This is a genomic window from Nostoc spongiaeforme FACHB-130, assembly GCF_014698475.1.
In the GTDB taxonomy this organism is placed as follows: Bacteria; Cyanobacteriota; Cyanobacteriia; order Cyanobacteriales; family Nostocaceae; genus Nostoc_B; species Nostoc_B spongiaeforme.
The window spans coordinates 1-13,822 of the sequence record NZ_JACJTB010000083.1; the positions used below are offsets into that span (position 1 = coordinate 1).

At 43.3% G+C, this 13,822-nt stretch carries 13 protein-coding genes and 2 pseudogenes; 2 read left to right on the top strand and 13 right to left on the bottom strand.

Translation table 11 applies throughout. The annotated features are described in order from the left end of the window. A pseudogene (locus H6G74_RS31975) lies at positions 1 to 108 on the top strand (IS982 family transposase); the annotation flags it as partial. 124 nt (positions 109 to 232) lie between these two features. On the opposite strand, the gene cysW reads toward H6G74_RS31975, so the two are convergent. From cysW to H6G74_RS30285, 6 genes are all read right to left on the bottom strand, one after another. Continuing rightward, positions 233 to 1,078, bottom strand: a complete 846-nt coding sequence (gene cysW, locus H6G74_RS30260; protein WP_190971209.1) for a sulfate ABC transporter permease subunit CysW — start codon at positions 1,076 to 1,078, stop codon at positions 233 to 235. Then, positions 1,065 to 1,943, bottom strand: a complete 879-nt coding sequence (gene cysT / locus H6G74_RS30265) for a sulfate ABC transporter permease subunit CysT (protein WP_190971210.1) — start codon at positions 1,941 to 1,943, stop codon at positions 1,065 to 1,067. The genes cysW and cysT overlap by 14 nt, the downstream gene beginning before the upstream one ends. Positions 1,944 to 2,062: 119 nt before the next feature. Beyond that, a complete protein-coding gene (locus H6G74_RS30270) occupies positions 2,063 to 3,199 on the bottom strand; it encodes a sulfate ABC transporter substrate-binding protein (RefSeq protein ID WP_190971211.1) in 1,137 nt (378 codons plus the stop codon). Between the two features lie 275 nt (positions 3,200 to 3,474). Continuing rightward, entirely contained in the window at positions 3,475 to 3,696 is a 222-nt protein-coding gene (gene grpE / locus H6G74_RS30275; protein ID WP_190971212.1) for a nucleotide exchange factor GrpE, read from the bottom strand. Further along, positions 3,693 to 6,518, bottom strand: a complete 2,826-nt coding sequence (locus tag H6G74_RS30280) for a bifunctional acetate--CoA ligase family protein/GNAT family N-acetyltransferase (protein WP_190971213.1) — start codon at positions 6,516 to 6,518, stop codon at positions 3,693 to 3,695. Before H6G74_RS30280 ends, grpE begins: the two co-directional genes overlap by 4 nt. A 265-nt stretch (positions 6,519 to 6,783) precedes the next feature. Further along, on the bottom strand, positions 6,784 to 7,257 hold the full coding sequence (locus H6G74_RS30285) for a hydrogenase maturation protease (protein ID WP_190971214.1): 474 nt from the start codon (positions 7,255 to 7,257) through the stop codon (positions 6,784 to 6,786). Between the two features lie 308 nt (positions 7,258 to 7,565). Here H6G74_RS30285 and H6G74_RS30290 point away from each other — a divergent pair, with 308 nt between their 5' ends. Continuing rightward, the gene (locus H6G74_RS30290) at positions 7,566 to 7,958 is read left to right on the top strand and encodes a pentapeptide repeat-containing protein (RefSeq protein ID WP_190971215.1); all 393 of its coding nucleotides are present in this window, start codon (positions 7,566 to 7,568) and stop codon (positions 7,956 to 7,958) included. Between the two features lie 96 nt (positions 7,959 to 8,054). On the opposite strand, the gene H6G74_RS30295 is transcribed toward H6G74_RS30290, so the two are convergent. The 7 genes and pseudogenes from H6G74_RS30295 to H6G74_RS31980 form a co-directional block, all read right to left on the bottom strand. After that, entirely contained in the window at positions 8,055 to 8,786 is a 732-nt protein-coding gene (locus tag H6G74_RS30295; protein WP_190971216.1) for an HAD family hydrolase, read from the bottom strand. Positions 8,787 to 8,994: 208 nt separating this feature from the next. Continuing rightward, positions 8,995 to 10,038 carry a 30S ribosomal protein S1 gene (locus tag H6G74_RS30300; RefSeq protein WP_190971217.1) on the bottom strand — a complete coding sequence of 348 codons (1,044 nt, stop codon included), beginning with the start codon at positions 10,036 to 10,038 and terminating at the stop codon, positions 8,995 to 8,997. A gap of 293 nt (positions 10,039 to 10,331) precedes the next feature. Then, complete coding sequence (locus H6G74_RS30305) at positions 10,332 to 10,436, bottom strand: photosystem II reaction center protein T (RefSeq protein ID WP_015115729.1); 105 nt, start codon at positions 10,434 to 10,436, stop codon at positions 10,332 to 10,334. Between the two features lie 94 nt (positions 10,437 to 10,530). Continuing rightward, positions 10,531 to 12,060: a photosystem II chlorophyll-binding protein CP47 gene (gene psbB / locus H6G74_RS30310; RefSeq protein ID WP_190971218.1), complete on the bottom strand. Its 1,530-nt coding sequence runs from the start codon at positions 12,058 to 12,060 to the stop codon at positions 10,531 to 10,533. Between the two features lie 254 nt (positions 12,061 to 12,314). Next, a complete protein-coding gene (locus H6G74_RS30315; protein ID WP_190971219.1) occupies positions 12,315 to 12,650 on the bottom strand; it encodes a hypothetical protein in 336 nt (111 codons plus the stop codon). 104 nt (positions 12,651 to 12,754) lie between these two features. Continuing rightward, complete coding sequence (locus tag H6G74_RS30320) at positions 12,755 to 13,081, bottom strand: hypothetical protein (protein ID WP_190587856.1); 327 nt, start codon at positions 13,079 to 13,081, stop codon at positions 12,755 to 12,757. 633 nt (positions 13,082 to 13,714) lie between these two features. Beyond that, a pseudogene (locus H6G74_RS31980) lies at positions 13,715 to 13,822 on the bottom strand (IS982 family transposase); the annotation flags it as partial.

The window sequence follows — 13,822 nt, forward strand, 5'->3', positions numbered from 1 at the left end:
CATGTTGCCGCTAAAATCACCAGTCATACTCTACGCCTTTTTCTGCGTCAGCGTTTTGGTATTGATGTGCTTACTTTTGAACAGCATCCTCTGGCTTCATTCACATAAGGCGTAAAATATACAATCACGTTAATGCCAAGGGAGCAGGAAGCAGGGGGAAAGACAGTTGTTTTGAAGCAGATAAATTGGATAATTTATTTTCTGAATTCCCTAATTTCCCCTACTTCAGACTTCATTCAACATCTTTGATGCGAGTTTTCCGTTCTAAAATTTCCTTCAGTACTAATGTGACGACTGCTAACAGTGCTAATAATACAGCAGCAGAAAAGGCGGCTTCGGTTTCATATTGTTTGTAAGCATCTTCCACAAACAATGGTAAACTTTGAGTCTTGTCAGCAATGTTACCGGAGACTACCGAAACAGCACCGAATTCGCCCATTGCTCTGGCGTTGGTCAAAATTAAGCCGTAAAGTAATCCCCAACGAATGCTAGGTAGTGTGACGCGCCAAAATATTTGCCAATCTTTTGCACCCAAGGTTTTAGCTGCTTCTTCTTGGTCGCTACCAAATTCTTCTAACACAGGAATGACTTCTCGTGCGACAAAGGGCATACTGACAAATGCTGTCGCCAATACCATCCCCGGAAAGGCAAAGATAATTTTAATATCGTGGGCTTGCAAAAAAGGGCCAAACCAGCCATTTCTGCCGTAAAGTAAAACAATCATTAACCCGGCAACTACGGGTGAGATGGAAAAGGGTAGGTCGATAATACTTAAAACTATGGCACGACCAGGAAATTTATGCCGCGCGATCGCCCAAGCTGCACACAAGCCAAATACGGTATTTAATGGCACCGCAATTAAAGCCAATATTAACGTTAGCCAAGCTGCATGGAGAAACGCTGGGTGGGTTAAGTTGGCAAAAAACGGGCCGACTCCTTTTTTAAAGGCTTGGACAAAAACGTTAATTGCTGGGATGTATTGAATTAAAGCTAAATAACCAATTGCGATCGCAATTAAAACTGTCGGAACCCAACTTTTCTGTTGTTTGCGGTTAAATCTTGGCTCATTTACTGTCATATCTTCTAGCCCACGCTTGTAAGAAATTAATTGCCAATAGCAGTATTAACGAAATTGTCAACAAAACCACACCAATCACAGTAGCGCCAGAATAGTCATACTGCTCTAATCTCTGGAAAATCAACACCGGCGCAATTAAATCTTGAAAGGGTGTATTAGAAGAAATAATTACTGTTGAGCCATATTCACCAACTGCACGGGAAAAACCCAAAGCAATACCCGTCAAAATTGTCGGAAATAAAGGCGGTAAAATGACTTTCCAAAAGGTTTGCCATTGGGAAGCACCCAAACACCAAGCCGCTTCCTCAATGTCATGTTCCATTTCTTGCAATACAGGTTGGACAGTCCTCACCACAAAAGGTAGGGAAATAAATATCATGGCTACACCTACACCCAAGCGAGTGAAAGATACTTTAATTCCCAATGGGCTTAACAGTGAACCAATCCAGCCATTATCGCTGTAAACTGTTGCCAATGTTAAACCCGCTACAGAAGTTGGTAGGGCAAAAGGTAAATCTACTGTGGCATCAACTAGCCTTTTTAATGGAAAGTCGTAACGCACCAAAACCCAGGCGATTAAAGTCCCAAATAAACCATTGAGTAACGCCGCCCCGATAGATGTCACAAAAGTTACGTTATAAGTAGCTAAGGCAACATCGCTAGTGGCAATTTCCCAAAATCTAGCAGGTGGTTCTGTACTGGCTTTTAAGAACATAGCTGCTATGGGCAGAAACAACATCACTGTTAGGTATGCCAAAGTAATGCGCCATGTCCAAGGTAAATGAATCAACTGATGCAGAAATTTCTGCCAAACAGGAGTTTCAGCAACAAGGTCTTGAGGTGAGGATGGGGAAGATACAGCCATAAATAATATCAATTTTTCCTGTGTGATTGGTCATTGATCATTGGTCATTTGTCATTGAAAAATAAAGCCTTAATATCCGTTTATTGTTCATTGACTCTTGACCGTTGACTCTTGACTATTTATCTTTTCTTTTGGGCTTGAATCTTGTCAAAAACACCGCCCTCGGCAAAGAATTTCTTGTCAATTTCACTCCAACCACCGTAATCTTGCACTGTGCCTAATGTTTTAACGCTGGGGAATTTGTCTTTGACTTCTTTAGTTTGGGCTACAGTTTCATCAACTGGTCGGAATCCCAATTTGGCAAACTCTTGTTGTGCTTCTGGAGTATAGAGAAATTTTACGAAAGCTTCTGCAACTTCTCGATTACCATGCTTATCAACGTTTTGATCTACCACAGCAACTGGGTTATCGATAGAAATATTCACATCAGGGACAATGTAATTTACTTTTTGGCCCTTCTGTTCTGCTAAAACAATTTCATTTTCGTAGTTGATTAAAGCATCACCTTGACCTTGCTTGAAAAATGCGTCAGTCGCTTCGCGGGCATCTTTAGTCAAAAGTGGTACGTTATTATACACTTTGGTAACAAATTCCGTGGCTTTAGCATCATCTCCACCGGTTTTAATAGCCGAATTCCATAGTGCTAAAAAGTTCCACTTCGCTACACCAGATGTTTTTGGGTCAGCAGTAATTAATTTTACGCCGTCTTTTGCTAAATCTGTCCAAGTCTTGATGTTTTTAGGATTACCTTCACGAGTAACGATCGCCGCAACAGATTTCGATACAATACCATTATTGGGAACTTCAGTTTCCCATCCTGGTTGAATTAGTCCGGCTTTTTGAATTTTTTCTGTATCTCCAGCCAATGCTAAGTGAACTACATCTGCTTCTAAACCATCGATGACGGCGCGAGTTTGAGAACCAGAACCGCCATAGCTTTGCTTGAAGGTGACAGTTTGGTTATGCTCTTGTTTCCACTTTTCTACAAACTTGGGAATAATGGCTTCGTGAGCTGCTTTAGTCACCGCAAAGGAAACTAATGTGATTTCCACATTGGATTTATTTGCTGAAACTGTACTAGCCGAAGGACTGCCATCGCCAGAATTACTGCTGCTATTTCCACCAGAGCAGGCGGCCAGCGCCACACTCAAAATAGCTCCTACCAAGGTGAGCGATATAAAACCTTTAAGGGAATTGAGTCTGAACCGATATGGTCTATTCTGAGTTCGTTGCATGGGACGCTGCCAAAATTTCATTCCTTGCTTCCTCTTAATCTACGGTAAATTGATGTGTATGTGTTTATATAAGATTTATGTTACTGGATGATTGCACGTATTAATCATGTTTGATCGCAAATTCAATCAAAAATTCACATTCTCTATCGGGAATAAGGGGATTTTAGCAGTTTTGTTGGAAATTAAAAAATGTAGCGAATAATGCGATCGCTACATTTGGATGATTCTACGTTTTTGTGTATGCCTTTCCTGATTATGTAGATAGCTTAAATTTGTAATTTTTAATTCTCCGCATTTTAAGCTATTTGTGTTGCTACAATCACTTGTGCTTCTCGCAGGACTTTCTCGTCCCATAAATAACCCTTGACTACTTCCTGAATCACCGTATTTTCTGCCAGATGGGTTTTGACTTCGAGTCCCACAGCATACATGATTTGGGAATCAAATAATTTACCATGTTCAGCACTCGGTAAATGCCCCGTCCCTCGTGGGCGGTCTTTTAACTCAGCACTCTTCATAAAGCAATTTCCGCTTGCATCACAGTTGTGTCGCTGGTAGGTTGCAGATGAAAGCCTAATTTTTCACAAACTCGCTGCATTCCGTAATTATCAGAGAGGATATTGGCTGTAACTCGGCCGATATGTTCTTGACGACCAACTTGCAGTAAGCGCCTAACGAGTTCTGTACCTAAACCTTGACACTGATAGCGATCGCTGACAATCATAGCGAATTCTGCCGCATCTGTACCGTGCAGTTTACTCAATCGCCCAACTGCTAAAATCTGCCGCATTCCGGTTTCTGAGTCTTGATGTTCTACTACCAATGCCATTTCCCGGTCATAATCAATAAAGCAAATCCGGGTGAGGCGTTCGTGGGTGATGCGTTGACTCAATTTAATCAGGTGAAAGTAACGAAAATAAACGCTTTCTTCGGAAAGGGTTTGGTGAAACTGTACCAGTAACGGCTCATCTTCTGGACGAATCGGACGGATGGTCACTGACATCCCATTTTTCATCGTCCAGTTGTCGATGTATTGGGTGGGATAGGGACGAATGGCTAATTTTGGTAGTTGTTCTTCTGTAACATCTGGTGGGTGAAGGAGAACACGCCCATCTAAAGCAATCAATCCTCCAGAGTTGACGGCGGTTGGCGGAATTGCCAGCAAGGGGTTGATGTCAATTTCTTTAATCCACGGTTGTTCTACTACCAGTTGGCTAAATGCAACCATCAATTGTTCTAGGGCTGCCATATCTACACTTTGCCGTCCCCGCACACCTTTGAGGGCTTTGTAAATTTTGGTGTGTTCCATCATCCGTCGTGCCAAAGTTGTGTTTAAGGGAGGTAGAGCGATCGCTCGATCCTGAAATACTTCTACTAGCTGTCCCCCTGCACCAAATAACAACACTGGCCCGAATTGGGGATCAAGACTACTACCAATAATCAATTCGTAGCCGTCGGTTTTCACCATTGGCTGTACTGTTACACCTAAAAAAAGTGCTGAGTTTTGAGTGCTGAGTGCTGAGTGCTGAGTGCTGAGTTTTGAGTAGTGGGGGTCTTTGGCTATTTTTTCTTCAACGGAGGATTTGATGGTGCGATAGGCTTGTCTGACTGCTTCCGCATCCCGCAGATTTAATTGCACACCGCCGACATCGGTTTTATGGGTAATGACATGAGAATAAAGTTTGACAACTACGGGATAGCCAATACTCTCAGCACATTTAACCGCCTCATCCTCAGTTGTAGCCACGCAAGTTTCCACAACAGGGATGCCGTAAGCTGCTAATATTTGCTTTGATTCAAACTCGGTGAGAATGGTTCGCCCATCTTGACGCGCGGAGGTGATAATCTTTGCGACTAAGTTTCGGTCTGGTATCCCCGATTGCGGATCAACTGCTGGCAAAACTGGTGTTTCATAGATACCCCGCAGGTTATAGCTAGATTGCCACATATAACTAAATATGCGGGTGGCTGTATCTGGATAGCGATAAGTAGGAATAGATTGACGATTTAAAATTGTTTCGCCGGCGGTGACTTCTGCACCACCCATCCAACTGGCAAGAATTGGTTTACCAGGAATTTGGGCGTAGGGTTTCAATTGTTCCGCAGTTTGGGTAGGGTCGGTCATGGCTTGGGGTGTGAGAATAACCAACAAGCCGTCACTATTGGGATCTGTGGCTGCTATTTCTAAAGCTTGGGTATAACGTTGGGGGTCAGCATCCCCCAGAATATCAATCGGGTTATTATGACTCCAATGAGTCGGGAGTATTTTATCAAAAGATGCGATCGCATCTGGTGAAATTGTCGCTAATTCCCCACCAGCTTCAATCAACGCATCGGTCGCCAAAACTCCCGGCCCGCCTGCATTCGTTAAAATGGTCAAGCGTGGCCCCTTGGGACGTGGCTGTTTTGCCAAAACTTCCGCCACATCAAATAAGTCAGAAATACTATTGACTCGCAACACCCCACAGCGCCGGAAAGCTGCATCTAACACCGCATCACTTCCAGCTAAAGCCCCTGTATGAGATGCTGCGGCTTTGGCGGCTGCTTCTGTGCGTCCGGCTTTAATCACAATAATCGGTTTAGTGAGGGCAACTTCTCGCGCCGCAGAAATAAAAGACCGCGCATCCCCAATAGATTCCATGTAAATCACAATACTTTTGGTGTGTGGGTCATCACCGAGATAGTAAATCAAGTCACCCCAGCCCACATCCAACATTGAACCGATGGAAACAAAGGCACTAAAACCGACGTTTTCTTGAAAACTCCAGTCTAAAATCGCCGTACATAAAGCCCCACTTTGACTAATAAAGCCCACATTGCCGGGACGCGCCATTGCACTGGCAAAGGTAGCATTTAACCCACTCAAGGGACTCATTACCCCTAAGCAGTTCGGGCCGATGATACGAATGTTACCGCGACGGGCTTGGGCGAGAATTTGCTGTTCTAAAGCGATACCAGCTGCACCAGCTTCTTTAAAACCAGCAGAAATGACGATCGCACTTTTCACCCCAGCAGCAACACATTCAGCAATAATCCCCGGAACTGTGGGTGCTGGTGTGGCAATTACAGCTAAATCTAAAGTTTCGGGGATATCGGCAATTTTCGGATAGGCTTTGATTCCCAACACACTATGGCGCTTGGGATTTACAGGAAACACAGTCCCACCAAAGGGATTTGTGATTAAATTCCACAAGAGAGTGCGTCCCACACTCCCTGGTGTTTCACTCGCGCCAATCACCGCTACAGTTTTGGGTGCAAAGATGGCATCAAGGGGATTAAGCTTCTCTGCCTGCAAGATATCAAAGGCGCGATCGCTTGTGGGCTTGAGAGATTTCTGCATTAATCCTCCTTTAAAGTGCTGAGTGCTGAGTTGAAAGTGCTGAGTTGGGGTCAAAGATAGTTAAGTTGGGAGTGGGGAGTAGGGAGTGGTGAGTGGGAACAGTCTTCTTGAAAGCAATTTTGGTATGGGAGTATGATTTGATTTGGTAAAAATTCATTACATTTAGACAAAGCTTCTTTCCTACTCCCTACTCCCCATTCCCTATTCCCTGTCTACACAACTAGATTATTAGTATTAGACTTTTGCTTTCAGTCTATGCGTGAGTTCAGCACGGGTTTGATTTCATCCAGAAATTTTTAAACTTGTCTAAAATTTGCATAATTTTTCCGAGGGCGATCGCTTTGCCGGTTTCGGTGATTTCTGAGAAGCGATCGCCAAATTCAAAGTTAACTGCGGGAACTGTCACCCACAAAGCCGGCGGACAATGGCCGTAAAGAGTTCTAGTCAAAGCTAACAGTGATTGGGGATCGGCAGTATGTCCAGCGATCGCATGATCAACAGCAGGTGAAAGCGATTGTACCTGCACATCAAAAGATTCTGAAGGTACATAAGCATCCACAAAAATTGCTAATTCTGCATTTGCTAAAGCATCAGCTAATTCGGGTGTCAGTTGGTGGACTGCTAAGGATTTCACCGCCGATAAATGCCAAGAGGCAATTTCATCAGCAATTCTTTGACCAATGCCATCATCACTCCGCAAGTCATTACCGTAACCAATCACCATGACAGTTGCATTCATTTTTTTCGTTTGCTTTAATGCACTCAAAATTAGTGATAAATTTGCCAATTTACAATGTGATGGAAATAAAAAACTAACCGCAAATGGACACAGATAGACACAGATAAATTTGTACCTCAACAGATGAGGAAAGGCGATGATTGTTTATTTTTGAACTTATAAAAAAAATTTGAGGAACTTGTGAGGATAGAGAATATTCTTGTAAATTACTATTACTATAATTTGATAAATTGATGCAATTTCTCTGGTGATTTTTGGCATCAGCAGTTTTATGATGAATTTGAATCAACAATCTTTGGGGCTGTTTTATGTCTGAAGTCAATTATCAACAGCCAATTAATGCGGTGGCTACTCTTTTAGAAAAGTACGCTGAGGGACAACGGGATTTTGAGAGGGCTGAACTTGGTGATGCCAACTTACAAGGTGTTAATCTCAAAGGGTCTGACTTGAGTTACGCGGACTTAAGTACAGCCAATTTGCGAGGTGCAAATCTCAGGGGAAGTGATCTCAGTTATTGCGACCTTTCCCAAGCTGACCTCACAGATGCAGACTTGCGGGGTGCTTTATTAATGTCAGCCAATCTCCGCCAAGCCAATCTTCAAGGTACAAAGCTAGATAAAGCAGATTGCGATCGCAACACCCATTTTCCCCCAGATTTTGACCCAGTTCAAGCTGGAGTTCAAATCAAATCAGAGTTATAAGTAGGTGGATACACATAGAAGACGCATTTCGACTCCGCTCAATGCTCGATCAGCTTACTAAAAGAAGGTTGAGCGCAGTTTACAGCACTCAGCACTTTACTCCAAAACTTTAATTTCACTCAGTTGATTAATCACCACATCCGCACCTTGGACATGATCTGATTTACCAATCCATGTAATCCCAATACACCCTGCGGCTTTGGCGTTTTTTGCCATAAGCATATCGCCAACAGCATCGCCAACCATGAGTGCGGCGCTTGGTTCTACTCCTACCACTTCACAAGCTTGTAAAAACAATGTTGGATCTGGTTTACCAGGGCCATCATCCACACCAATTTGGACTGGAAGATAATCACCCAAATTGTACCGAGCCACAAAGGCTTGTACTTCGGCGGTGGTGGCTGCTGAGATAATTCCCAGTTTCAGTCCGGCGGTGGAGAGGGACTGTAATAACTCCAAACTCCCAGAAAAAAGCGGTGCGGGAGATGCTTCGAGATATTTTTCGGCTTCGTTTAAACTTTGACGGGCGATTTTGAGAGATTCAAACCATCCTCTACCAGTTTCCGCAATATAGCCGGCTGTGGCGATTTCAGTTTCGCGGCGACTACCCACCGCCATTAAACCAGCCGGATCGAGAGAATTACTATCAATACCGTAAGCCATTAATAACGGTTCACCGATTCCCGGAAATTGAGCATCGATAATTCTGGCTGCTTTTTGTCCCAGCGATCGCAAATAAACTTCTGAATCTTCCAACGTGCCGTTTTTGTCAAAAAAAATCGCTTGTATGTTATCAAAAGTAATATTCTTACATTGAATAGTTGCCAAAATTTTTCACCCTGTTTAAAAATGCCTTGAAGAAGAATTCAGAAGTCAGAATTCAGGAGTCAGAATAAAATCAGTAGGGGAAAAAGACGCACCACCTAGAAGCCAAAATTTCATTCTGAATTCTAGCTCCTGACTCCTGAATTCTGTTTAATAAAAAAAGAGGGAATATCCCTCTTTTTTCAAGCTTGAATGCAATTATCTATTAATCTTACTCTTCAATAGCTACAGGAATCTCTTCTTCAATAGCTGCTGGAATCTCTTCTTCAGTAGCTGCTGGAATCTCTTCTTCAACAGCTGCTGGAATCTCTTCTTCAGCTACAGTTTCTTCACTAGTTGGTAAGGTAATACCTTGTTGTTTAGCTAACAGTTGCTCACGATATTTAGCTGCCATTTCTTCAGCTTTATCGTAAACCAAATCACGGTTTTTAATCATATCACCGGGTTCTGGTTCCAACTGTTTGGTAGATAGAGAAATCCGACCTCTTTCAGCATCCAAATCAATGATCATCACTTTCACTTCATCATTGACATTGAACACGCTGTGAGGTGTATCGATATGTTCGTGAGAAATTTCTGAGATGTGTAACAAGCCACTGACACCACCGATGTCGATGAAAGCACCGTAAGGCTTGATACCGCGAACTGTACCAATTACTACTTCGCCAACTTCGAGGCGGTTCATCTTACGTTCAACCAGCGCCCGACGATGAGATAAAACTAGGCGGTTACGCTCTTCATCTACTTCCAAGAACTTCAAGGGTAGTTCTTCACCCACTAATTCTTCTTTGGGTTTGCGGGTACTAATGTGGGAACCAGGGATAAATCCACGTAATCCCTCAATCCGTACTAATGCACCACCACGGTTTGTCGCAAATACGCCAGAACGAACAGTTGCATCTTCTGCTTGCAACTGACGTACACGCTCCCAAGCCCGCATATATTCAATACGACGAATTGAGAGGGTCAACTGACCATCTTCGTTTTCATCGGTGAGGATGAAAAATTCCCGTGTTTCGTTTGATTGTAAAACTTCTTCCGGGGCATCTACCCGGTTGATAGACATTTCTTGTATGGGGATATATGCTGCTGTTTTAGCACCGATGTCAATCAGAGCGCCGCGCGGCTCTATACTGAAAACCGTTCCTGGTACAATATCTCCAGGGCTAAAGTGATAGTCGTATTTGTCAAGTAGAGCAGCGAAATCTTCGTGAGTAAATCCAATTTCTGTAGCGGTTATGTTCTGATTGACCATGCTGATTTGTTCCTGGTTCTAGTCTCCGTAAAGTTTTGTGACATAATGATAATGCCTGTGTAAGCCACTGAAGACCAGTATACGCTTACGTCCCTTATTAATCCTAGCGTAGAAAGCTAGTGTTAACACATATCAACTTCCAGATAGAAGATTATATCATATAAACAATGGCATTTGGCTATCAGCCATAAGGTAGAAGAGATTTTTATAAACTTCCAAACTCAGTAAAATATCCGCCGTTATAGCTAACGGCGGATATTTTGTGTTTTGCAAAGCTTGGTAATAGTAACCTACTACTCGTCTTTTTTCTCAATGCGGGGAGGTTCGCGGAAGGCGATCGCAAAAAACAGAACGCCTATACACAAAGTAAAAATTAAAATGTATGCAACGCTTTCCATTTCAAAAGCTCCTTAGAGTAATGAGTGCTGAGTGCTGAGTGCTGAGTTCAAGACTCTGCTCAGAACTCTTTACTCATTACTCAGCACTAAATAATTAGAGGGCTTCCTTCCGGCGGGTTGACTTATCACCCACTTTCTGGAATAGACCCCATTCGACTTGCTCTTCTAGGTCGGCTTCTACACCAGCAAATACGTCTCGGTAGATTGTCCGAGCGCCGTGCCATAAGTGACCGAAGAAGAACAATAAAGCGAAGACTGCGTGTCCAAAGGTGAACCAACCTCTAGGACTGGTACGGAATACACCGTCAGAGTTCAAGGTTTCGCGGTCAAATTCAAAGATTTCGCCGCCTTGAGCTTTACGAGCATATTTCTTCACATCAGCAGGATCTGTGAAGGTCTTACCGTCTAAGTCACCACCATAGAAGCTAACGGTGACACCAGTTTGTTCAAAGCTATATTTAGATTCTGCCCGACGGAAAGGAATGTCAGCGCGGACAACACCATCGCTGTCGGTCAAAATTACGGGGAAGGTTTCAAAGAAGTTAGGTAGACGACGGACAGTCAATTCTCTACCTTCAGCATCTGTGAATACTGCGTGACCTTGCCAAGACTGAGCAATACCATCACCCTTAACCATAGGGCCTGTACGGAACAAACCACCTTTGGCGGGGCTATTACCAACGTAATCGTAGAATGCCAGTTTTTCGGGAATTTGTGACCAAGCTTCAGACAAGCTTGAACCACCAGCAACGCTGGCTTGTACACGACGGTTGATTTCTTGACGGAAGTAGCCTTGATCCCATTGGTAACGGGTAGGGCCAAACAATTCGATGGGGGTGGTTGCGCTACCGTACCACATGGTACCAGCCACAACGAAAGCCGAGAAGAATACCGCCGCAATACTGCTGGAAAGTACGGTTTCAATGTTACCCATCCGTAGGGCTTTGTATAGCCTTTCGGGTGGTCTAACTGTGAGGTGGAATAAACCAGCAATAATACCAACTACACCTGCGGCAATGTGGTGAGCCACAATACCACCAGGATTAAAGGGGTTAAAGCCATCCGGCCCCCATTCTGGTGCTACTGGCTGGATGCTACCTGTGACTCCATAAGCGTCAGAAACCCACATCCCAGGGCCGTAAAGTCCGGTGAGGTGGAATGCACCAAAGCCAAAGCAAAGTAAACCAGATAAGAACAGGTGAATACCAAACATTTTTGGCAAGTCTAGTGCTGGTTCACCAGTCCGAGGATCTCTAAAGAGTTCCAAATCCCAGTAAACCCAGTGCCAAACTGCGGCTAAGAATAATAAACCAGAAAGTACGATGTGAGCAGCAGCTACACCTTCAAAAGACCAAAAACCAGGGTCGGTAGCAGGGCCACCAGTGACGCTCCAGCCGCCCCAAGATTGGGTAACACCTAGACGTGCCATGAAGGGCAGCACGAACATCCCTTGTCGCCACATGGGGTTGAGAACAGGGTCGCTGGGGTCATAAATAGCGAGTTCATATAACGCCATTGAACCAGCCCAGCCTGCCACCAGGGCTGTGTGCATCAAGTGTACAGAAATCAGCCGCCCTGGATCGTTCAGAACAACTGTATGTACTCGGTACCAAGGTAGTCCCATCGACTACGCTCCTCCTCGAAGAGTTATGTTTACAAAGCAATTTATTTACTGAGTTCTTTAAATTGGCGAAGACCGCTTTTTTAAAGAATTCTCTGAGTTTTTTTATTGCCAGGGTTCTGAGTTTAACCACGGCTCAGTCTTTACAAGACAGACTGTGTGGCTTTGGCAACACTTAGACGCTGCGGTTGCTTGACCTTTTGGGGTTTCGATCGCTTGTCTTCTCCAAGAATTTTTTCATAAAACTCTCCCTGGTTCTAATAGAACTCGGCAAATACCGGGTTGGTATTCGGGTAATCGAGCGAGCTAACCTTGTTGGCAGCAGCCTTGTAGTCGTCTACGCGATCGCCATGCAAAAATGAGAATGTTTTAAAAAGTGTAACTATTGATGGAATTGTTTGCAAGCGGGTAAATCGATGCGATCGGTATTCCATCTGTGTTATCTTCTCACAAATCTCTACCAGAATTTCATTTACGTAGATTAAGGGAGTGGGGGTGGGAGGTGTGGGAGGTGTGGGAGGTGTGGGAGGGGTGGGAGGATGGTGAAGAAATCTTTCCCCCCACACTCCCCACACTCCCCACACTCCCCACACTCCCCCTCTCTCCCCACACCCGCTACCTATGCGTGAGAAATTCGGGATCTGCCATATACCTGCCCAATCTTTCCCTAATCCCTATTGACGATTGCTACGACAAATTACTGTGTCACCAAATGGATGTTTTGTAGCTGACACTTGGCTTCGGCTGTATTGAGACGTTCAATTACCTGTTCGGCACTCATTAAACGCTTAAGTACTACTTGACCGATTGTTTGAGTGGCAATTTCTGAGGTTGAGGGTTTAACTTCTATTGTTAAAACTGCTTCTTCTGTACGATAAAGCCAGAGTAATTCATTGTTTTCTACTATACAAATATTCATCCTCTGAATATCTGGTTGCCGTCGCCATGCGGTGATTTGCCACAACCCATCAGACGACCAAACTCTACCAATATTCCATCCTTCCGAAAGAAAAAAATATTTCACGGTTTTATCTCGCTATTTTGACTATAAATTTTGATATCTACACCCACAAAATTGACTCAGTAGATGTTTTAAATAAAGCAGCTTGGCTCATCCAGCTATGATGCCAAGGTTCCTGATTATGCTTTGGCTGAGGCACTCTCATCAGTTAAAAGACTAAATTGAAATGCGAAGGATGAGAGCTAATTGAGCAGCTTAACAAATTTTATTTAAACAAATCTTATTCTTTTAAGACAATTTTATGGTGTTGATAAATTTCAGTATTTAATCTGAAATTTTGCGGATTTTCACATATACAGACTGTCTTATAAAGTTGCTGGAATTTTAAATTCAAATTGTTCAAAATATCACATTAAAATACTGAGGCAACAAAATGAGTTTTTGTAACATTTTTTGATATAAGTTCAATAATTGTGCTTTTAACCTCTGTAATATCAAATTACATTGATGGTTTGTATAGTAATAGGTCTTAGGCACTAAGATAGTCTGCGAAGATTGGATTTAGGTGTCAAAGAATTTTAGATACATACACCCCTAAACTCGTGCTAAAAAACTTGAGATTTAGTTTTGATGGGTAAATTCGTATTACTGACTAACTTGAGCCTGCCTGAATTATAAAAAATTGGGTATTACGCCTTATGTGAATGAAGCCAGAGGATGCTGTTCAAAAGTAAGCACATCAATACCAAAACGCTGACGCAGAAAAAGGCGTAGAGTATGACTGGTGATTTTAGCGGCAACATG